Below are 21,707 nucleotides of genomic sequence, written 5' to 3'. Positions count from 1 at the left end.
TTATCTGGTGCAGTGCAGTATTACAACTACGAAGGCCAACAAGCGCTTTATCTTTTAACCTCTTCCCAGCTCAGCCCAAACCGTGCCAGATACTTACGCAGGCGATCGGCATCGTTGGGCTGTTTTTTCCCCTGGCGGGAGACGGCAAACAGGCGTCGCCCCGCTTCGGAAAGCGAATCTGCCGCGCGGCAGACGCTTAACACCGTCTGTAGCTGGCACTCATCAAACAGATCGTACTGCGCTAAAGGGGGATCTGGCTGGGCAGCCAGCACAACCGGAGAGCACCAGTTGGTGCGCAGCCGGGCAATCTCTTCTTCTACCAGTTCCAGAGAAATCCTTCCCTGTTCCGCCAGGGTCGCCATACGTGTGACGGAAGCGCTTAGTTCGCGGAAATTGCCTCGCCAGCTGGCTTCTGCCGAGCAGGCGAAACGCAGAAAGTGACTTCTCGCTTCTTTATCAAATCGCACCTGCGTTTGCTGTTCACGTGTGTAACGCGCCAGTTCAAAATCCAGATTGGGTTCAATATCTTCGCGGCGTTCGGCCAGTCCCGGCAGTTGAAACGTCCACATGTTGATGCGGGCAAAAAGATCTTCGCGAAAGCGGCCTTCGGCAATCCACTGTTGCATGTCCCGGTGCGTGCCGGCGACCAGCTGGAAATCGCTGCTGACTTCTTTATCTGAGCCATAAGGGAAAAAGCGTTTCTCTTCGATGGCACGCAGTAACATCGCTTGCTCATCCAGCCCCAGTTCGGCGATCTCGTCCAGAAACAGCATGCCGCCATCGGCTTCCCGCAGCAGGCCGCCACGTGCCTGCTGTGCACCTGTAAAAGCCCCTTTGACATGGCCGAACAGCGTGGACATCGCATTGTCACCGCGCAGAGTAGCGCAGTTAACCGCCACGAATTTACCCGCTAGCCGGTGGCGGGCATGGCGCAGTTGATAGATGCGCTCCGCAAGGAAAGATTTGCCTGCGCCGGTTGGGCCGGTCAGCAGCATCGGAGAGTCGGAGCGGAGCGCCACGCGTTCAATCTGCTCGATCAGTCTGTTAAACGTAGGGTTTCGCGTCTCAATGCCAGATTTTAAAAAGGAGGTGGAGTGCTGCTGTTCGCGCTGAAAACGGCTGGTCAGTGTGGCGTATCGGTTCAGATCGAGATCGATAATGGAGTAGTGGCCGAGTGCGGTTGGCGTCTCAGATCCCTTGCTGGCTGGGGAAGTCTGCAAAAGGCGCGCGGGCAGATAGCGAGCTTCGGTCAGTAAAAACCAGCAGATTTGTGCCACGTGGGTGCCGGTAGTGATATGCACCAGGTATTCTTCGGTGTCGGTATTGAAAGGATAGCGACTGACAAAATCGAGCAAGCTGCCGTAAACCTCTTCAAAATCCCAGGGATCTTCCAGCTTAATGCTGTGCAGCACCACTTCGGTGGCGGGTGATGCCTGCGTGATATCTTCAGCCACCCGCTGCGCCATACTGATATCACGCGGTTGGTGAAGGAGTTCCAGCCGATCAATGCGGAGATCGTCCTGCTGGCAAAGCGCGACGGTTGGCCGCCATTTGCTCCAGCGATTTTCCCGCTTGCCACGCCTGTCCAGCACCGTGCCCAGCACACCTATCACAACGTTAGCTTTCATGTTTATCCCATAAGATAAATAACTTATCCAATAAGATAATTTTCCTTACCGGTTATAGCAATGTGCAGATGCGGAGTGATCATAAATGATGTTAGTAATCAAACTGATAAATTTTATTCTGCGACTGAGAGCTTTCTGGCACGGCATTCGCAATTGCTAAGTCACAGCAATGAGGAGAACGAAATGAAAAATAGCTATCAGACCCTCCAGCAGGAAAAGGGCGTGCCGATAAAAATGTGGACCAATGGCGTGCCGGTTGAGCCAGAAGCGCGCGAGCAGCTGCTGAACACGGCGAAAATGCCGTTTATCTTTCGCCATCTGGCGGTGATGCCGGACGTGCATCTGGGCAAAGGCTCCACCATCGGCAGCGTGATCCCGACCAAAGGCGCGATTATCCCGGCGGCGGTCGGCGTGGATATCGGCTGCGGCATGATTGCGGTGCGCACCTCGCTGATGGCCAGCGATCTGCCGGACAATCTGTCGGGCATACGTAGCGCCATCGAACAGGCAGTCCCGCATGGCCGCACGAATACCCGCTCCCGTCGTGATAAGGGGGCCTGGCAGACGCCACCACAGGAAGTGGATCGTCACTGGGCTGAACTGGCACCAGGATTTAAGACGCTGACGCAAAAGCATCCGATGTTGTTTAAAACCAACAACTATCAGCATCTGGGAACGCTGGGAACGGGCAATCACTTTATTGAAGTCTGCCTGGATGAGTGCCAGCAGGTATGGGTGATGCTGCACAGCGGATCGCGCGGGGTAGGGAATGCCATCGGTAACCTGTTTATCGCACTGGCGCAAAAGGACATGCAGCGCCATATCGCTAATCTGCCGGATCGTAACCTCGCTTATTTTGAGGAGGGCAGCAGGCATTTTAACGACTATGTGGAAGCGGTGAGCTGGGCACAGGATTTCGCCCGCCATAATCGCGAAGCCATGATGGAGCGTGTGCTGGCGGCGATGTCACGTGTCATCAGTAAGCCTTTTAGCACGCATCTGGAAGCGGTGAACTGCCACCACAACTATGTGGAGCAGGAAACGCATTTTGGCAAGTCGGTGCTGGTGACGCGTAAAGGCGCGGTTTCGGCGCAAAAAGGACAGATGGGCATTATCCCCGGCTCAATGGGCGCGAAGAGCTTTATCGTGCGCGGCCTGGGTAACGAAGAGAGCTTCTGCTCCTGTAGCCACGGCGCGGGGCGCATCATGAGCCGCACGGCGGCAAAAGCCCGTTTTACCGTGGAAGATCAGCGACGTGCTACGGCGCATGTGGAGTGCCGAAAAGATAAAGAGGTTATCGACGAAATCCCTATGGCTTATAAAGATATTGATGCCGTAATGGCCGCCCAGTCTTCGCTGGTGGAAGTGGTGCATACGCTGTCACAGGTTGTTTGCGTAAAAGGATAAAAAAATGAGAACAGGATTGCATGGAGTGGATAGCGCAATGCGCGAGCGCGTACGTGGCGTGCTGCGTCAGGTAGAAGAGGAGCACGCAGTCAAAGTGCTGTATGCCTGCGAGTCGGGCAGTCGCGGCTGGGGCTTTGCCTCACCGGACAGTGATTACGATGTGCGTTTTCTCTATGTGCATAAACCGGAGTGGTATCTGCGTGTAGAGCCGCCGCGCGACGTCATCGAGCTACCGATCGACGATACGCTGGATGTCTGCGGCTGGGAGTGGCGAAAAGCGCTGGGTCTGTTAAAGCGAGCTAACCCTACACTGATCGAATGGCTGGATTCGCCCGTGGTCTATCAGCAGGAAGCGGCTATCGTTGCTGATTTACGGGAAAGAATACCGGACTGGTTTTCACCATTACGGGCGCGCTGGCACTATCTCTCAATGGCGAAAAAGAACTTTCGGGGATATCTGCAGGGCGACAGCGTGCGGCTGAAAAAGTACTTCTACGTGTTGCGCCCACTGCTGGCGGTGCAGTGGATAGAGGCCGGAAAAGGTGTGCCGCCTATGCGTTTTGAAGATCTGCTGGCAGGGACGGTAACGGATCCCGCTCTGCTGGCCGAAATCGAACAGCTGCTTGCGCGCAAGCAGCGTGCAGGCGAAGCGGAATATGGTGAGCGTATGGATCGTATCCATGCTTTCATCCACCAGTGTCTGGATGAAGGGCGCGTCAGTGAAACGCTGCCGGATAGCGAGCGGCGCGACTGCCGCGATCTGGATGCGTTGCTGATGAGAACCGTGCTGAGCAGATCTGTGCCTTATCCGAGTGGCCCGCGCTGATTGAGGCCAGGTTGCATGCTGGTAATTGAAGAGAGCGACATGCCGCCATTCTGCTGCGTGGTGCCGGTGGTGCTGCCGTTATTTGCTGGCTGAGCAGCGACGCTGCACTGCTCAGCTGATCCTGCCAGCTTGCCGCTGATGCACTGCCTGCTACCAGACGTGCCGCCAGTCCCCATCCCTACGCACTGCGTTGTGCTTGTTTCATCTCAACCTCGGTATGTGCTTATTCAGTTTTCCTAAGAAAGGCTGAGGAGTAGAAATCTCCTGACTTTATTCAATAAGTAGCGCTTTGGGAATCTTCTGTAATAAAAGTGATAAAATATTCAGATTCTTGTGGTTATTATTATTTTGTGAAATAATTTTTTTAAGTCAGTAATAAGCACGTTCCGCTGAAACATTATTTAATATCCTTGCTGATTTTATCATGAACTGTCCTGGTTTAAATTAAAGTTTCCGCTTTGTTTATAGCGCATTTTATAAGCGGCTTTATCGGGTTGGGTGATATTTATCTTTGAGGTTGTATTTGTCGAGTCGTCCTTTTTGTTTTTTCTTTTATTGTTACTGGAGTAATAGGCGCGCTGATAAATTTAATGCCGTAATTAAATTGAGGCTGAAAGATTTTTTATTATCCTGCTTTACTAAAATCGCTATATTCACCTCCAGACTGACATATTCCGCAGGAGGCAAGGACAGCGTGTTCGTTAGATATCTGGTCTGAACTCATGACGACTTACGCTTGTTGTCCGGGCTTTAGTCAGTACAGGGTTAACGACGGTCTGGCTTTTCAGCAATCAGCCAGGTCAGGCCGTAAACAACCAGGCCCACAACAAGAACGAGCAGCGGAGCAATTATGCGCATGGCGCCCTCATTCAGCGTGGCTGCCAAAAAAATGCCCACCACCATAGCCATTAATACCAGACCGCCAGACACTTCGGCGATGAGCTTACGAAGAAGTCTAATAAGTTTCGATAGCATTAATAAATTCTCTGGAGGCTGAGGGGTTTTTACGTAACATTTCACCCATTTTGATGAAGTTTTGCAGGGGTTCTTCGAACATGAAATAGAGCATGTCGTAGTCGTTAATCCGCAGTTTTCGCCACAGTTCAGGGTTTTGTATCTGAAGTCGTCTGGAGGCTTCACAGGCGCGGGAAATCACGCCCTGAGCGATGACGCCGCCAGTCAGGCCACCGGTCAGTCCCCGGAGTGCCACGCGGGAAATGAATGACAGCATGACACCACTGATGACCTTTGATCCCAGGTAAGAAGACAATGTAAGTTGCGTAGCCGTCCGGCTGGTCATTGACGTTGCGTTGCCTATCAGCTTGTCATAAACCTTACGCAGTGCAGGTTCGGGAAGGTACTGCAGCGAATCATCAATGATGATATTAACGATTTTCGCTATCTTATTTCTGTCCCTGAAGGCCTGATAGACAGCCCGGCCAACGCGGACGTCGTCATGCATATTGCGTGACTGAATGCCTCTGCCGCCATCAGAAAGGTTTAAATCCTGAAAGGTTCGCTCCAGTCCCAGATAAAAATCCATCGGTACTGAAACTACGCCCGATAAGACTGAACTGGCGAGCATTGTTGCGTCCATTGCTTTTCCTCGGAAACCGTGTCCATTGATGAATTAACATTAAAATATTGTAACTGTCATGGCAATCTTTTGAGGGGCCTGACCGCGCCAAAATGACAGCTGTTTAAGATTTTATGTAAAAAAACTTTCCTTGAAGTTTCAACGTGCACCCGGCGCGTATAACCGCGACCACAAAGAGAGCCTGACTGAGAAGGTGAAAGATAAAGCCGGCGAAGTGAAGAATGAGGTCGAAAACAAGCTGCATCATGACCATACGCATTGAGGCGCTCATCCTGACAACAACAGGCGCTGATGGGCACTGATAATGCCTGATGCTGAGCATGTGATATGCAAGAAAGAGCCAACCGCGAGGTTGGCTCTTTTGCGTTTGTGGGGGAGGAGCCAGGGCCTTTTTACAGGCCAGCTAGAAGATTAAACTTTTCCTGATAATCGCATTCAGCCAGACTTCGTCGCCGCGTCCGATACGAACATCACCGGTCTGCCAGATTTTATCTATTTCAAGAGCAAATCTCTTTACCGCTGTGTCCTCAGAGCCAGCCTCACTTTTTATCTCCATCGTATTTTTAGTCAGGAGGCTGCCGCCGGGAGTATTAATCCTCTCGATCAGTTTCTGTAACCCAGCCCTATCCATATCCGTAAATCTGCGCCCATCCTTTTCCCGTTCGCCGTGGCCATGTTTAAAAGAGAGATACACTACGCCGCCAGGCTTCAGCGCCATGGCCAGTTTTGTCATGACGCCGGGTAGTTCAGCTTTGGAAACATGCAGCAGCGAGGCGCAGCACCAGATACCGTCATATCTTTCAACCGCATCCACATCCTGAAAGCGCATCTGCGCTACAGGCTTTCCGGATAACTGGCGGGCCAGCGCAACCAGCTCCGCCGAGGCATCAAAGGCTTCGACGATAAAACCCATTTCGCTGAAGGCTTTAACGTCACGGCCTGAACCGCAGCCTGCATCCAGAATGCGAGCACCCGGTGGCAGGCAGTCAATAAAAGGCGGGTAAAGCGCAGACATATCCACGCTTGCCGTATTGGTAAAAAACCGCTGAGCATTCTGCCGGTAATAATCTTCGTTGTTCAAAACAGGCTGTCTCCCTGTGCCGCTGGCTGCCACTCGTGGAGCAGAGAAAATTTTGCCGTATCCCAGCTGTTTTGCAGGAAACTGTGCCGCAGCATCGGCGTTGCGCCGGTCTGGCGGATTAACGTCTCCCGCAGTGGCAGATGACTGTTAATAAAGTATTCGTTTCGATCATGCAGTCGCTGCAAAAGTGTTATCGAGGGAATGCGCGCAAACTTACCCTGAGCGCCGCGATTACAGGTCTGGCAGGCCAGCACCAGATTCCAGACGCCGTTGAGGTTGCCGATTTGCTCGCTGAGCATCAGCGGCAGAAAGTGATCGACATCCGCCAGGTTCTCTTCGCCACCCGTCACGCCAATGGCACGGAAGCAATAAAAGCACCGGCCTTTCTGGTAGCCATTCAGGCTGCTGCGGCAGCTAGTAATGGTGACGCGGCGACCGCTCTGACGGGTGAAAAGCATCTTGTCATTATCGTCATAATCAACCGCAATCAGGTTGCGTGAAACGTTCATCGCCCAGGCTTCTTCTACCAGCCGCCATCTGGCATCCGTTTCCGCTTTCAGACTGGCGAACTGTTCGTTTTCCGTCAGCTGATAAAAGTTCTCCGTCAGCCGGATGCCTTTATGGCTTCGCCGTTCATCCAGGAAAAAGCGTTTGTCGATCTCGGCGTGATTCACATTATGAAAAGCATCGATGACGTTAGCGAACCCGCGCTTAACGGTAATAGCAATTAACTGCTCTTCGCTGATTTCGCCTGCGTTGAATTCTCTGCATGCCTCCAGAAACTCGCTGCTTTTGCTGGTGATCTGCTTTGGCGCATGACGCAGGTGGGCACATAAATGCCGCACAAAAGGCACGGCCAGCGCTTCCAGCGTAATTAAATCGTTATCCGGCTGCTTCAGATCGTACAGCGCATGGGCAAGGGCAAATTTATAAGAGGCGACGTTTTTGCCAAAAAGGATAACGCCGCGCCAGTAGTTTTCAAGGCGGGGATCGGCCTGGTAAAAGCGCATGCAGGATCCTGTTTTGAGAGACAGCTCGAGGAATTCACGTAACAGGATCACATAACAAATGCAGGTAAATGTAAACCGTAAAGGTGGGGAGGCGTTTGGAGCGTTTCTAAGGGCGAACAGGCGCTGTAAGGCAATCAAGACAACATCAGCGTGAGAGGTTAGTAGAGGGAGGATGCTCAGGCTAAAACGTTGGGCCATAGCCGGATTTATTCAGGCAACTCAGTTGTGCGGCAGGTGCGCAGCAATGTCTGTCGCTGGTACGCGTCAGACGGATCGTAGTGCACTGAAAGATGAGCGGGCAGGGCAGTAAAAACGGATAACGGCGTCATACCTTCTTCGATATAATCAGGAGCTATCCGAACAGGTCGGGTCATTTAAATGCATCAGATTTTTTCGTTTATTATTTCACTGCTGTCGTTAGTGTTCATCATTTTGCTCATCTGGTCTTTCTTCAGGCCTTTGCCCCTTAAAAAATGGCCTCCTCCTTCTCCAGGGGAGATGAAAAAGATATCGGCTAACACTCCGATATTGAAAAAATTGGGAATGAACACGGAAGATTATTACTATGACAGCGACTTCCTGTATCAGCAGCGTGACGGCGAAACGCTTTGCAAAGTTCCGCTGGAAAATATTATCAGGATAAAAGTCACCGGAACTGAAGTCAGCAGTCGCCGGGTATGGCTGGTTCGTTATGTCACCGGGTCTTATAGCACCGAAAGGGAGTTCCGGGTCCTGAACAACTACACCCTTTTTAATCGGGATTTTGCCGGTTTTCTTGCCGCCGTGAAAGAGGCTAATCCAGCGGCTGAGGTGCAGGAAATGACCTTAGGACGACTGTAAAATGACAGGATAGCGCGGAGCGCTTTAGCATGAGCAATGATATGGAACCCTCAATGGCGGACGTTATCGCTTTTGTCCGCGATTTTGCAGGATGCAGACGTGAAATAATCGATGAAAATACCTGGCTGGAAAAGGATTTGGGGATTACCGGCGATGATGGTGTTGAATTGCTGGAGGAGGCCGAAAAAGTTTTCGGCGTGAGCTTTTCTGCAGAAGAAGGTGGTTTCAGGAAGGCGTTCTCTCTGAAAGAAAACGAATATCTTTTCCATAGTGAAGGCATCGATTTTTTTGGCATTGTTTATCTCTGCAGACGACTGCGCGGTATTCCTGTGTCTGTCATCCGCGATCTCTCTGTCGGCCAGCTGCATAGCGTGCTGGTTGAAGCGCTTAACAAAAAAGAGAGAGTTACCCGATAGGCGCATCGCCCAGGACGGGGCGTAACCTTTTTTCAAAGCCTGGCGGCGATTAACAATGGCTTTGGGTTCCCTCACACCGATGGTGAAAGAGTGATACCTGTGCTGATATCAGAAATACAACCTGAGGGACTAAAGTGAACTGTAAACCGATGCTTTTCGTACTGGCGGCATTATCCCTGTCGGCTCAGGCCGCCCAGAGCGGAAAAACGCTTGAGCACAAAGACTGGGAAGTTGTCTGTGATAACACTCGGACCTGTCGCATTGCGGGTTATGCCAAAGAAGAGGATCCGTCTGGCTCGATCCTGCTCACCCGTGCCGCTGGACCGGGAACGGAGCCAGTGGGAGAAGTGACGCTGGGCGACACCGAAGATGACAGCAAACCGGCGGAAAAGCTGACGCTGTGGATCAACGGAAAATCAGCTGGCGATCTGGTGGCGGCTGATGACAATTGGCGAATGTCGGCCAGCCAGACCTCTGCGGTAATCAGCGCCGTCAAAGGCAGCGGTAAAGTCGAATTTAAAGGTGGCACAAAGCCTTTCCTGCTTTCTGGCGATGGCGCTTATGCCGTGCTGCTGAAAGCGGACGACGTGCAGGGCCGTATCGGCACGCCAGGTGCGCTCACCAAAAAGGGCAATAAGCCCGAGAGCAGCGTGGCTAAGGCTGTGCCCGCACCGGTTATTCAGGCGGCAAAAACCCTTGGCGGCGAACCCCGTCTGCTGACCGCATCAGAAATGGACGCGCTGAAAACCCGACTGCTTTCTACGGTCAATCACAATGACGATGACACGTGCGACAGCCTGTATTCACCTGCAGAAAACAGCGATCCGGAAACCGACGGACTGACTCTTACGCCGCTGGATGACACACACGCTTTGCTTTCGGCGCTCTGCTGGCGTGCTGCTTACAACGAAGGATATGGCTATTGGGTCATTGATAACCAGCTTAAAGGCACGCCAGTGCTCGTGACCATTTCCGGGTCGGATTACGACAAGGGCGAAATTACCAGTGTGCAGAAAGGCCGCGGTATTGGTGACTGTATGAGTCAGGAAAGCTGGGTATGGGACGGTCAGGCCTTCCGCAAAAGCTATGACGGCGGGACTGGTATGTGCCGTTATATCCATGCGGGCGGCACCTGGGATCTGCCGACACTGGTAACGGATGTGAAGCCTGTTTCGGGTTAGAGCTATTGTTTTGCTAATGAAACATGAGTTCTGAAGCGACTGCTTTACGTCGGGCGAGGGTGAGTGAAGAATTTCTGACAAGGATGTCACGCAGTGTCCCGGAGAACCCAAAAGATGGTTTTTTCAGCAGTTGCACCTTAGCCTGCGGATAAGGGTTGCGGAAACAGGGGGTAACGGTATAATCCTCAACGTTTTCCGCATACCCTTCAGTGCCGAAGTGGCGAAATCGGTAGACGCAGTTGATTCAAAATCAACCGCCGCGAGGCGTGCCGGTTCGATTCCGGCCTTCGGCACCAAGTATGCAAATTAAAGTCGCTCAAGGGCGGCTTTTTTTGTGTCTGGGATTCCGGTTTGCTCAAGCCCTGCCACGCTTTATCACCCACCCTATGTTCATCCTGATACGATCTGGACCAATGGTATAAGGCAAATGCCGTTGCGGATATATCCCGCTTGATACCTAATTCCCACACAAAAACCTCATAAAGGGCTTAACACGGCTCTGAAAGATATGGAAGTCTTGACAAGCTAAGCCTCAAGAAAAGGTTTAGCATTTTACTTATGATCTGAACTTTGAAGCCTGTCCTGGTCATATAAGCTGGTTGAAGTTAGTGTTGCTTAACTAATTGAATGTTATATGTTTATTTTAATTTTTGAATTGGTTTTTAAATCGAAAATTGTTTAAGTAAGGTTCTTGCCAGGTTGCACTAAGATGTTAGTGTTGTAAGTATGGGATAAGATGAATTGGAAAGGTATCCTTGAATCGAAACCAATAATTTTTATAAATTTACTATGCGTACTACTCAAAGGGGGCATTATGAAGGCTTTCGATACCCAACTTGCTATGAGCATTATATCGCACTCTACTGGTGGCTTTAGCTACGATACCCTTGCCAGGGCACTGATAACAAATGATAAAAGTGAAGAGCCTAAGGTACTTCTTGAGACATGTAGAACTTTTTGTCTCTCTTTGGAGAAGAAAGGGATTCTTAGGAGGTGTCAGGATTGCTCAAGCTCTCAGGATGAATACTTTGAATATATCCCTCACTGAGAACTGCCCCTGAAGATTTTCTCAGGGGCATCAATTCGTTTCTTGCAACGTCCCTTTTTCTGAGGTAGCTTTGCTACAAATTTTTGGGAGGGCGCTTGTGAGTAATATCAATTTAATAACAACATGCACAAACGGCAAGAATAGTGGTGGCAAAGCGATATTGAGCTTAAGTCAGTTTTCATCAGGCCGCACTCCTTCATGTGTACTAGTAAATTCGTGGTGTAACGCTATGAGTGAGGCTATTTCTGAAAAAGAAACTTTACTCACTGAGGATCTTTATAAAGGAGGGCATTGGGCGATTGCTAAAGCTACTCTTAGTCAGTATCCCGTTGATCTATGGGTTCTTTCTGCAGGTCTAGGCCTGTTGCATCATAAGGACAAAATCGTACCCTATAAAGCTACGTTTGCAGCAGGCTATGACGAATCTATACCATTGTATTCAAATGAGTTTTTTGGTAAAACTTTTCATAGAACATGGTGGAAAGAGATAACTGAAAGATCTTTTTTCAAAAAAGATCACCCTACATCTATTACTGAGTTGATGAAAAAAAAGCGCACAGATTATTTTATAATTTGTGGATCTCCTGATTACATCAATGCTATTGAACTTGATGTTATTAATGGGCTTAATTATCTTGTTGATTCAAATAAGCAGTTAGTAATTATAACCTCGAAAAAAGTCACGCAAAGACTGGACTGTTATTTATTAAAGAGCAATCAAAATATGGCTGGCTTTTTAAATTGCAATATGATTTCACTTAATATTAGTCTTGCTCGCTATATAGTAAAGGAGTTCACAGAGAGACAATGTAATGATTTAAATAAACTCTCACGACAATTATCAGAAAAGCTAAACGGATTACCTGAGCGTCAGCCTAAGAAAGGAACTCGACGTACCGCTCAAGAAGTGAATCACTACATTGTGAAGCTTATGAGTCAGCAGCCTGGTTTGAGTGCTACGCATGCTCTTCGGGCTTTCCGTGATGAAGGGAATTCCTTTGAGGAGAAGCGGTTCCGCGCTGTGTTCAAGGCCATAAGTGAGAGCAAACCTTAATGCTACCAGATGTGATTTCATGATATAATTGCTTGTTTTTTTAGATCTTGTAGTGGCGTCAGGAGAGTAAGTTGTCGAAGCTAAAGTATTTTTTTCCGGATAGTCAGGATTTTATCGATCCAAGTTTCGACTTCTTCCGCGAAACGCGTAACGAACATCGAGTTCGTCAGCGCGACGATCATTATCCGCATGAGGTTTTTCCTCACCCCTACGACGGTATGCTGGTTTCTAAAGCAGTGGTCGATGGTCTTGGTGGTGGTGAAAGTAAATATACCCGAGCTCAACGTTTACGGTACTTCCGTAATGGTATGAAGCACTTTTTCCGCTTGCCCGACAATATGGAAACGATGGGAGATTGTGGCGCATTCACATATGTTAATCAGGATGTGCCGCCATATCGAGTAGAGGAGGTCATTGAATTTTATGAAACCTCCCGTTTCAATTATGGCGTATCCCTTGATCATATCGTATTTGGTTATGAGAAACCTGGAGAGGTATTCGGCGGTGAAGTTTTGGCCGAATGTCGTCGTCGTCAGGATATCACGCTAACTCTGGCTCAGGAGTTTCTTAACAAGTCGCACAAAAGCTGCTTTACCCCATTTGGTGTCGCACATGGTTGGAGCAAGGATTCCTATCGCCAGTCCGTAGAGGCACTTCTGGCTATGGGATACAAAAACATCACGATGGGGGGAATGGTGCCTTTAAAAACGGTGCAGATCCTTGAGACTCTGGAAGAGATCAAGCCACGTCTTAAAAGCGATACGCAAGTGCACCTACTTGGTATTGCTCGTCCAGAGAGTTTTGTAGATTTTATTAAGTTTGGAGTCACCAGCATCGACTCCACAACTCCATTGCAGCAAGCCTTTAAAGATCGGAAAAATAATTATCACTCTCTTGCTGGCCCAGCCTATACCGCTGTGCGTGTACCTCAATTTGACGCGAACCCAAGCTTGAGCCGGAAAATTAAGTCTGGAATTATTGATCAGGATATTGCACGTCATCTGGAAAAAGATGCCATGAATGCCCTCTTTGAATTCGACAACGACTCGATGTCCCTAATGCAGACATTAGAAGCAGTTTTAGCCTATGAACGCTTTCATTCCGGTGAAAAAGAGGCGGATAAAATCCGCGCAGATTACTACCGTACTTTAAGTGAGCGTCCGTGGAAACAGTGCCATTGCAATATCTGCAAGTCTATTGGCATCAATGCCATCATTTTCCGCGGCGCAGAACGTAACCGTCGCCGTGGTTTCCACAACATTCAGGTGTTGTACAGTCGCTTACAACAGACTTTGTCCCAGCGCCCAGAGGAATTGTCATGAGTGAATATCGTGTTCCTGCCTTGAGAATCAGGCAAGGAGAAAACAGGCAACTTTATAGCCTCGCGATAGAAGGCAAACAGATAAGTAAAATCGCCGCGATATCTCGTATTCGTCGTGGCGAAGAGAGTTTGATTGGTTATCAACGGCCAGAGGTTCGCAATCATATTCGTGAAATCCAGCGGTATATCGAAAGCGTGAACCCAATGATCCCAAACCCTGTGATTATTGCTTTCGATCAGCGTGTACGCTTTGAGCCGCTATCAGATAATGGTGATATGGGGCATCTGGTAATTCCCTTCTCTGAAGACAAGGATTTTGAGAAGCCTGGCTTTATTGTTGATGGACAACAACGTACAGCAGCACTTCGGGATGCCGAGATAGACTCGTTTATGATGCCGGTATCAGCATTTATCGCCAATGATGCCGAAGAACAACGTGAACAATTTATGCTTGTGAACTCGACCAAACCGCTGCCTAAGACGTTGTTATACGAATTGGCTCCGCATACTCATGGTCGACTTCCATCCGATCTGCAGATGCGTAAATTTCCATCGCTTCTGACTCAGAGGCTTAACTTTGGTGAAGGTCCTCTGGCCGGCCGCATTAAGACTGCGACGAACCCGGATGGAGTGATTGCCGACAACTCAATGATCAAGATGATCGATTCCAGCCTGCGTGATGGGGCGTTGTATCGCTTCCGTGACCCAGCTACTGGATTAGGGGATGAAGGTAAAATGGTTAAGCTGTTAAATAACTTCTGGTCAGCGGTGGAGACTGTTTTTACTGATGACTGGGATAAAAAGCCTCGCTATTCCCGCTTGTTACACGGCGTTGGCATCCTTGCGCTGGGCAGCTTGATGGATGAAATCGATCACGTGCATCAGGAATACAAAGGTGAAAACGGCTGGACCGATATCCCTTCCTATATCCGCTTCGTTGAAGAGTTAAATCGAATCAAGCCGCTATGCGCATGGAGTAACGGGACGTGGGACTTTGGGACTGACATCGATGGTCAGCGTATTGTTCGTAAGTGGAATGAGTTGCAGAATCTGTCAAAAGATATTTCGTTAGTGACAGATTATCTGGTCACGAGTTATATCAAAGCAGCGAACGACAATATATAAAAAAGGGGCATTTGCCCCTTTTAATGCCACTTCTGCTGAACGTGCGCAATAAACGCGTTCAGCATTGACCCCGCACCTTTACCTGTCGGATAGATTAAATCTCTGCGCTGCGATGAGACTGCGTAGAAGGCCTGATGAGTGGCGCTGCCTGCCGAAAAGATGAAGTAATCAGCCTGTTTCGCTTGATTAACTAGCTTATCGGTTGCCGTGTGTGCATGACAGATCTCCACTCTGATCCCGGCGAACAGCGTTTCCAGCATCTGTTTCGCGCGCCTCGCCGCACCTTCTGTCAGGCTATAAATCGCTACTCTGGCTCCGGATAAGTCCGGCAACTCATCTTCTGCATCTGCCGTACCGCTATCCTTCTCAGCCGGAAATACGCTCTCTGCACCTTCCCCTAGCACGCCTGTCGCCAAGTTACGCATAACGGTACGAGTAGTTGGATCCAGTCGCTCCCATATTCCGCCCACAAAAGACTGAACTCTGAGCCAAAGCGAGGTGAGTGTCGCCAGATCCTGCACTGGAGCATCAAGGAAGAGTTCGATTAACTCGCACAACGCAGACAGGTTGCGGAAAGAACTGGCTCGTTCTACGATCAATTCCAGCATGGCACCGGACTGTTGATATGCATCCTGGCTAACGGAGCCTTGTAGGAACCGGTCCGTCGCCATCGCGGCCAGCTTAATGTCCGCCTGACTGACGCTTTGCTCCATCGCAAGAACATCCAGCCACTTCAGCCACGTCGTGCTACTCAGACTGAGTTGATGACGTTCAAGCCATTCAATAAAGGCTGGCATCACGTTACGCAGGATCGGGAACGCGTCTGGTGGAACCTGACTTGATAGTAACTGGAGCATCGTCGTTTCATGAAACGAATCGGCGGGCCAGTTTTCACTTTCTAGCGCGACCAGCTGCACCAGGCTGTTACTGTCGACTTCTGACTGACACAGTCGGGAGAAACAGATATCCCAGCCCACGATTTGCGGATTGCTCAGATGGCGGATTTCCTCAATGAGTATTCTCAGCAGCGGTACCGCCATCGCCTGCTCCATCAACTTCTGATCCAGCGTGCGGAGTGTTTGCGCGTAGCTGGTAATCTCTTCTTGCGTAGCTGTCAGGGAGGCTTGCAGATATGCGGCAATCTGTTGCAGTGTATCCGGAACCGACGCCGTCGCTGTCGCTGTCGTCTCTGACGGACTCACAACGTTGAACGGTCTACTGGCCCAAGTGTGTAATCCACTCAGCCAGTCGGTTTTCAGACGTTCTGGCAACGCGTTGAGCAGGTCGACCTCTCCAATAAGCATCACACCGGTGGCCCAACTTTTCCACGCAGCTGTGTCAGCGTCATCCTGGGATAAGAAAGGCATCTGCATAAACAGAGGATGTAGTGCCAGACATTGCGGGCGAAGATCCGTCGGGGAGGCCTGCGGATACCCGTAGCTGTCGGGCGTAAAATATACCTGCTGGTATGCTTTCAGCAGCATCCTCATCAGAGTTGTGGGAATGCGTCCCCGCACCAAATCCGCAAGCGAATCGTGATTCAGCAGCGTGTCCCACCTCTCCAACTTACCCGCCTGCTGGAGTTCGAGCAGCATAAGGTTGCGCCGCGAAAGCGCGCCGTTGTTTTTCAGTTCCTGTAGTAAAGCGTCGCTTGTGGCTTCTTCTTTTTGGCTATTTGCCAGAATAAAATCACTTAAGATCCGCCCAAAGGGGCGCTTGACCGTACGAACCATTGATGGTCTGTCACGAAACAGGGTGATAACGTCTTTGAGCGCTGCGAAGATCCGCTCTTTTGCCGGTTTATCTTTCTGTTTTGTGGGAAGTAATTCGATTCGTATAAATCCTGCCGGACAGTGTGTCAGCAGAGCCGTTTCAGACAGCGACGTCGCTCCCTGCGCCGGGACTAAAGTCACCTTTCTATCGGCAATAACATCGGCAGAGCCCAGCCTGGCATTCAGCACATTGCTGAGCTCCAGCGTGGTGCGATCCGTTTCTGCTGCGGCAAAAAATACCCAGCGATGGGCATCGCACCAGGGCAGAATAATCGGCCACTGAGCGTCAGTCGCGCTCTCGTAGAGCGGCAGTAAGACGGCTTTTAAGTCCGCAGGGTAGGCGTTTTCAACGTTTTCCAGCAGCCTGTCCAGCTTCAGTAAATTTCCGTGGCCAAAGAAGTCACACAGCCATTGAGAAGTATCAGTCATGGGTGTCTCCTAAGGTGTACTGGCCGCTAAATTCAATCAACGCATCTGAAATAACCGTATTATTGGTTGAAAACAGCAGATGCTCATCGTTCAGGTTTGCACCGCTCCAAGTGTAATTCATGGAGCCTTTCAGAAAGAAGTGTTTGGTCAGCATCCCTTTGGCGTGCAGGTTCTCGTGATATATATATTGCATGTCGTGATCGGGAGATAAGCGCGCCAGTAGTCGCTCGATAAAGACCACGCTGCGCGTGTCTTCACGTGTCACGATGCGTAGCGGACAGCCATTGTTGACGGCGGTAGCGAGTAATTCCTGGAAGCTGATCATTCGGGCCCCCCAAGAAGGATCAAGAAAACTCCACTGACCGCCTCGATTATCAATCACGTCGAAGTCGCTTATCCACGGCGAGATCAGCCAGATCAGTTCCGGATAGAGGATTAGACCACTAAACTGCGCGCTGAGAATTTCCCGCAAATGTCGCTGGCCCAGTGGGCCATGCAGGAAAATTTGTCGTTGTTCTTCCATTTCTGCGTTCCTTACAGCAGCGCTTCGGCCAGTTCAATACGTAACACCAGATTGCCACCCTGATAGTCGACGGCGGACTCCCGGGGGTAGAGATGCAAACCAAAGTACTCAATCGGGGTCACCTGCACCAGAGAGATCACTTCGACAATTCGATGGCGAGCCTCTCGCGGTATATGCAATTCTGCAAAGCCGTGTTGGGTAATAGCGTGATGTAACTGTGCTAACCAGTCGCTCTCACTGATGCTGATGCTGCACACCGTTTGTTGAAACAGTGAGCTTAGCAGCAGTCGTTCAGTCAGGTTGTTACCGGACTTAAAGGGGTTGTAATAGCTGAGAACCGACTGACGGATGGCATTACCGCGCTGCCAGAGCATTCCCTGAATTTTGCAAAAACGCTCAAAAACATTAGTCACACTGGCGCCAGGCAGTTCTTGCGTCGCCTGGGTATGGGCAAAAATATTCAGAGCAATTTCGTATCCGGCTTTGTTTTCCAGTTCCCGCCATGCGTTGAGATATGTCAGCATCTGCGCATCATGTGACGCCTGGCTGCCCGGGCGTAGGATCCGCGTGTGCAGCACCGACATAAAACTGTGACTGAGTGCAAATCCTTGCGCCTTCAGCAGCGTTCGGAGGCGGGCGTTAGCCTCACGGCGCTGCGAATGGTTGCTGGCCTTACGTATAGAGTTCAAGGCTTCCTGCAGTTCGCTTGAAGAGGGAAGTCGCGAAAGCATCTCAAACAGGTCGTAGTCGATCTGCTCGTAATCGCTGGCGGCAAAACTACGCATAAACAGATTCAGTACGGAGACTGGATCCTGATGAAAAACGTCTTCCAGACGGGTAATGATGCCACAACCTCCGGGTTCTGATTCGGTCAGCCAGACGTCCAGTACCTCGTCGTTGAGTTCGGTATCCACCACCAGGCCGCGTTCATCAACATCCGGCAGTAACAGGTGGCTGGTTTGTTTGACCGCTCCGGCAAAGGTCGTTGTCAGCAGACACTGTAACCAGTTCTGGAAATCGACATCATCACTGAGATCATGAGTCAAGATCGCGCTGTGCTTGTCCACCATGTCAAGGATGTCGGTCTCTTTAAACAAGCTGCGTAAATGTTGCTGCAATTCCTGGCTTTCGGCGTCGTCTTCACCATCCTCGCTATTTTCAAAGATATTTTCTGCCTGGAAGAGAGAGTCCGCGATATCAGCCAGTCTACGTTGGCCGTCCGGGGTTTTTAATTCCGCGATGGCGTCAGCCAGAGACGACTGCGTGACCAATTCCCGCGTGACCGCAGCCAGGTAGCACTCATAGATCCAGTCAGCGGTGAACGTGTCATATTCGAAACGTGGTTCATATTTGATCCGATGTTGGAAATAGAGAGTTCGTAGTGCGCGCTGAATGGCCGGGTCATGTCGGAGGCGTTGCAGCAGAGTGGGCGGAAGCGTAAATCTGAGCCGGACGCCATCCACCCACTGCCGTACGCCAACCCCGACAGGCTCGCCATGTTCGACCCACCTGAAGTTCACATGCGCCTGTTGCTTTGTTTTATTGCGTAACGAGGCCGTTGCGTGGGTGGCGTAACGCGTGACGTCGAGAGGTGTCATATTCTGGTGGGTAAAGAATGTCATGGAGCGGAGGATGTCCATCCACGGGCCTGCAGGAATGGGGAGCGGATCGGCCTGATCGTCAGGATTAAACCGGGTATGCCAGCACAGTTGCGAGTTGCTTTTCTCGGTGAGATTTTGCTCGAATTGCAACGCGCGTGTAAGCACTTGCATCGGGCGAATGACCCTAATAGGAGGCTGACCTTCACACTCGATGACACACTCTGGCTGCCAGGTATCGCCGAAAGCCTGTTCAATTTCAAAATCAACATCTGAAACGCAGTTCATTGCCGGAACAAATTTGTCCGGTATCAGCCAGTCAACTTCATTGTCGGAATAAACGGCATAGCGTTTAGAAATGCGTCCTGGCGCAAACTCTTTCAGACCCTGAATAAAGGGCAAATGTTCACGCTTCTTGAACTTCCGCTCAAGATGGATCTCCAGTTCTGGCAGATTGAGTTCGCTGAATAGCGCTGAAGGAATAAAGGCCGGAAGCGGGGAACGTCCCGTCGAACGGTCTGCTTCAGGTTGGCCCATCCGCGACCATTGGGTGGTGAGTTGTCGTTTTAATGTCGGCAGCAACTCCATCATGATCGAACGGGGAGGCGACCACAGTACGCGCTGAAGTTGCTCGTCAGTGATGCGCAGCGCATAGAACAGATACTTCTCAAACTCCTGCTGCCATGCATGTTGTTCGCTCACGGCGGTAATCAGGTGGAGCATACGATCAAGATGGTCGAGAGACTCTCGCTTTGCCTGCGGTTTATTCAGCAATGACCAGATATTACTTCCAGGAATCTTCATGCTCAACCAGTCAAGTGTCGCCATTGCTGCCTGCATTTTCTGGATATGAATGTTGCCCATCGGCAACGACTGCCCTTTTATCTCTGGATTAATGAGTTCTTCATAGCGTTGATAAACGACGCGGTCTCGGCCAAATTCGGACAGGACTGCGACCATCCATGGACGCATGGTTCTTGAACGACCGGCACGCCCTTTACGCTGCAAATAGGAGGCAACGTTACGTGGCGCTTTATGCTGAATAACCATGCCAACGGAGGGATCGTTAAAGCCCACCTCCAGAGACGCGGTTGCAATCACTATTTCCGCTCTAGGATCGACCCCGACGTCCTGACTGGATGTTCGGGCGACGATGGCCCGGTCATTTTCGTCAAGTGGGTGACCAATATCCTGCGCGATACGCCAGTTCTGTCCTGCTTGAGTCAGCGCATGGCTGTTTTGCGGTGTTTCCAGACGCTGAGCGGCCAGCGGCGGTTTCGCAACGAATAAATATTGACCGCGCGACCGCCAACCTTCGGCGTCACACAATTGATAATAAAGTCGGTTATTGACATCCAGATCGTCGGTGAAGACGAAGGTTTTTTGCCCCCATGTCCCGCGCGATTTTTTCCTTTTCGTATCCAGAATACGTCGGGCGAGCATGCTGGTCTGTATAGTCGTAGAGAGGAGGGCGGTTTGTGAAACCGGATCGCCGCGTAATGCCAGCAGATATTCAGCCCCTTCATCTTCCATTTCGTGGATCTTCGGTTCGATAAGAGCTACATGTTTTTTATGCGCGCCTACCAGGTCAGCGAAGAAACGTTCGGCGTCACTCAGCGTTGCCGACAGCCCGACAAAATGGGGGCGACTGCGTGCAAGTTGCATCCAGCGTCGCAGCAGATAGGCCGTCTGTGCACCAGTATTCCCCACATAGGTGTGTACTTCATCCAGCAGGACTACCGGCGGCGGCGTTACGCCGATGCCAATGCCAAATAGTTGATTCGCTTGGTTGTTCCCAAGGTGCTGATTGAGCATTTCGGTGGTGGTAAACAGGATGTCAGGCGGGGTTTTCATTAACGAGACGCGGGTCAGGATCACTTCATCACTGTCTACGCTATGATCGCAGTGGCTACAACGAAGAATCTCTCTTTTCGCTTTGATATCTTCTGCTTTCCAGTGCATTTGCCCCGGACATTTTGGCGTGGGGCAACGGAGTAAATCAAAGGGCATATCCTTGTCTTTATCTTTTGTTGCGTATTGATGGCTGAACGGGGTGTCACCAAAAAAAGAGCCAATACGGATCTTGCGTCCTGCCTGTGTCATGGCCTGACTGTCGAGCTCACGACATTTGCCCCAGGTTTCCATGAACTGATCTTTAAGCAGTTCTTTACGTGGATACAGTGCCAGCGTCCTGACTCGCTGTGCATTGTCGCGCTGAATATCATTAAGGAGCGAAGTGAGTGCCGGGAGATAGAACGCCAGCGTTTTACCACTCCCCGTACCTGCACAGACAATAGTCCCGGTGGCTTCTTTCGCGTGAGCATGATTGCTATGAAAGTGCCAGGCGCGCAAAATACGTTCGGTTGAACGTTCCTGAAAACCGGCAATAGAAAAGTCACCGATCAGTCGGGAAAGTGCTTGGTGTTTAATTTCGTTCATCCATGGAACGTCGACCCATTTGTTCAGCACTGTTTGCGCCGGAAGTTCCCTTTTCGGATAGTTGCGCGGGCGACGGACGAAACGGTAGTCGGCGACCAGCGTCCGGGCTCGCTGAAGCGGTTGATCACGGAACCATTGACGCTGGTGTCGGAACAAGTGGACCGATTCCGCCATACGCGTGCGGTAGCGCGCCTCCCCTTTGCTGGTCGGGACGCTGAAGAGCATGGCAGCATTCTGCAGCTCTGCCAGTAACGATTCGGCATCTTCGCAGGGCAGGTTCCGTGTAAAGAGTGAGATGATATCGGCATGGGTAAATGCGCCATCCGTATCCCCCCAGACCAGCAGTTCCGCTTCTCGCTCTTCGAGCAGGTCTAGCGCCTGGTGCAGGTGGGACAAATCAGCCGTAGACATA

At 50.6% G+C, this 21,707-nt stretch carries 17 protein-coding genes and 1 tRNA gene; 10 read left to right on the top strand and 8 right to left on the bottom strand.

Annotated elements, in window-relative coordinates; genetic code table 11:
* Positions 1-47: 47 nt before the first annotated feature.
* Entirely contained in the window at positions 48-1,628 is a 1,581-nt protein-coding gene (gene rtcR, locus OK412_RS15450) for an RNA repair transcriptional activator RtcR (RefSeq protein WP_264353327.1), read from the bottom strand.
* Between the two features lie 183 nt (positions 1,629-1,811).
* Between rtcR and OK412_RS15445 the strand changes: the two genes are divergently transcribed.
* Together OK412_RS15445 and OK412_RS15440 are read left to right on the top strand one after the other, a co-directional pair.
* Positions 1,812-3,035: an RtcB family protein gene (locus OK412_RS15445; protein WP_264353326.1), complete on the top strand. Its 1,224-nt coding sequence runs from the start codon at positions 1,812-1,814 to the stop codon at positions 3,033-3,035.
* A 4-nt stretch (positions 3,036-3,039) separates the two neighbouring features.
* Complete coding sequence (locus OK412_RS15440) at positions 3,040-3,861, top strand: nucleotidyltransferase domain-containing protein (RefSeq protein ID WP_264353325.1); 822 nt, start codon at positions 3,040-3,042, stop codon at positions 3,859-3,861.
* 765 nt (positions 3,862-4,626) lie between these two features.
* On the opposite strand, the gene OK412_RS15435 is transcribed toward OK412_RS15440, so the two are convergent.
* Positions 4,627-4,836 (bottom strand): hypothetical protein, encoded by a 210-nt coding sequence (locus tag OK412_RS15435; protein WP_029519648.1) that lies wholly within the window; start codon positions 4,834-4,836, stop codon positions 4,627-4,629.
* Positions 4,817-5,404 carry a hypothetical protein gene (locus OK412_RS15430; RefSeq protein WP_264353324.1) on the bottom strand — a complete coding sequence of 196 codons (588 nt, stop codon included), beginning with the start codon at positions 5,402-5,404 and terminating at the stop codon, positions 4,817-4,819. Before OK412_RS15430 ends, OK412_RS15435 begins: the two co-directional genes overlap by 20 nt.
* 184 nt (positions 5,405-5,588) lie before the next feature.
* On the opposite strand from OK412_RS15430, the gene OK412_RS15425 reads away from it, so the two are divergent.
* Positions 5,589-5,720 (top strand): hypothetical protein, encoded by a 132-nt coding sequence (locus OK412_RS15425; protein WP_264353323.1) that lies wholly within the window; start codon positions 5,589-5,591, stop codon positions 5,718-5,720.
* 141 nt (positions 5,721-5,861) lie between these two features.
* Here OK412_RS15425 and OK412_RS15420 read toward each other — a convergent pair whose 3' ends face one another.
* A complete protein-coding gene (locus tag OK412_RS15420; RefSeq protein WP_264353322.1) occupies positions 5,862-6,539 on the bottom strand; it encodes a class I SAM-dependent methyltransferase in 678 nt (225 codons plus the stop codon).
* Positions 6,536-7,549, bottom strand: coding sequence for an HNH endonuclease domain-containing protein (locus tag OK412_RS15415; protein WP_264353321.1), 1,014 nt, complete (start codon positions 7,547-7,549; stop codon positions 6,536-6,538). Before OK412_RS15415 ends, OK412_RS15420 begins: the two co-directional genes overlap by 4 nt.
* 378 nt (positions 7,550-7,927) lie before the next feature.
* Between OK412_RS15415 and OK412_RS15410 the strand changes: the two genes are divergently transcribed.
* From OK412_RS15410 to dbpB, 7 genes are all read left to right on the top strand, one after another.
* On the top strand, positions 7,928-8,389 hold the full coding sequence (locus tag OK412_RS15410; protein WP_264353320.1) for a hypothetical protein: 462 nt from the start codon (positions 7,928-7,930) through the stop codon (positions 8,387-8,389).
* Positions 8,390-8,418: 29 nt separating this feature from the next.
* Positions 8,419-8,805 carry a hypothetical protein gene (locus tag OK412_RS15405; RefSeq protein WP_081273846.1) on the top strand — a complete coding sequence of 129 codons (387 nt, stop codon included), beginning with the start codon at positions 8,419-8,421 and terminating at the stop codon, positions 8,803-8,805.
* 149 nt (positions 8,806-8,954) lie between these two features.
* Positions 8,955-9,986, top strand: a complete 1,032-nt coding sequence (locus tag OK412_RS15400) for a DUF1176 domain-containing protein (RefSeq protein ID WP_264353357.1) — start codon at positions 8,955-8,957, stop codon at positions 9,984-9,986.
* A 211-nt stretch (positions 9,987-10,197) separates the two neighbouring features.
* Positions 10,198-10,282: transfer RNA gene (locus tag OK412_RS15395), tRNA-Leu, on the top strand.
* A 981-nt stretch (positions 10,283-11,263) separates the two neighbouring features.
* Positions 11,264-12,088 (top strand): hypothetical protein, encoded by an 825-nt coding sequence (locus tag OK412_RS15390; protein WP_264353319.1) that lies wholly within the window; start codon positions 11,264-11,266, stop codon positions 12,086-12,088.
* A 71-nt stretch (positions 12,089-12,159) separates the two neighbouring features.
* Positions 12,160-13,410 carry a tRNA-guanine transglycosylase DpdA gene (gene dpdA, locus OK412_RS15385; RefSeq protein ID WP_264353318.1) on the top strand — a complete coding sequence of 417 codons (1,251 nt, stop codon included), beginning with the start codon at positions 12,160-12,162 and terminating at the stop codon, positions 13,408-13,410.
* On the top strand, positions 13,407-14,534 hold the full coding sequence (gene dbpB / locus OK412_RS15380; protein WP_264353317.1) for a DGQHR domain-containing protein DpdB: 1,128 nt from the start codon (positions 13,407-13,409) through the stop codon (positions 14,532-14,534). The genes dpdA and dbpB overlap by 4 nt, the downstream gene beginning before the upstream one ends.
* A gap of 20 nt (positions 14,535-14,554) precedes the next feature.
* Here dbpB and dpdD read toward each other — a convergent pair whose 3' ends face one another.
* Genes dpdD through dpdJ form a run of 3 tightly spaced genes read right to left on the bottom strand, consistent with a single transcriptional unit; the run spans position 14,555 to position 21,706 of the window.
* Positions 14,555-16,735 (bottom strand): protein DpdD, encoded by a 2,181-nt coding sequence (dpdD, locus tag OK412_RS15375; RefSeq protein ID WP_264353316.1) that lies wholly within the window; start codon positions 16,733-16,735, stop codon positions 14,555-14,557.
* On the bottom strand, positions 16,728-17,258 hold the full coding sequence (dpdK, locus tag OK412_RS15370; protein WP_264353315.1) for a phospholipase D-like domain-containing protein DpdK: 531 nt from the start codon (positions 17,256-17,258) through the stop codon (positions 16,728-16,730). Before dpdK ends, dpdD begins: the two co-directional genes overlap by 8 nt.
* Before the next feature lie 11 nt (positions 17,259-17,269).
* Complete coding sequence (dpdJ, locus tag OK412_RS15365; RefSeq protein ID WP_264353314.1) at positions 17,270-21,706, bottom strand: protein DpdJ; 4,437 nt, start codon at positions 21,704-21,706, stop codon at positions 17,270-17,272.
* Position 21,707: the final 1 nt, after the last annotated feature.

Source organism: Pantoea sp. JV6 (assembly GCF_025910055.1).
GTDB classification, from domain to species: Bacteria; Pseudomonadota; Gammaproteobacteria; order Enterobacterales; family Enterobacteriaceae; genus Pantoea; species Pantoea agglomerans.
The sequence above is the reverse complement of the archived record's forward strand: the minus strand, read 5'-3'. Positions and strand labels throughout refer to the sequence as shown.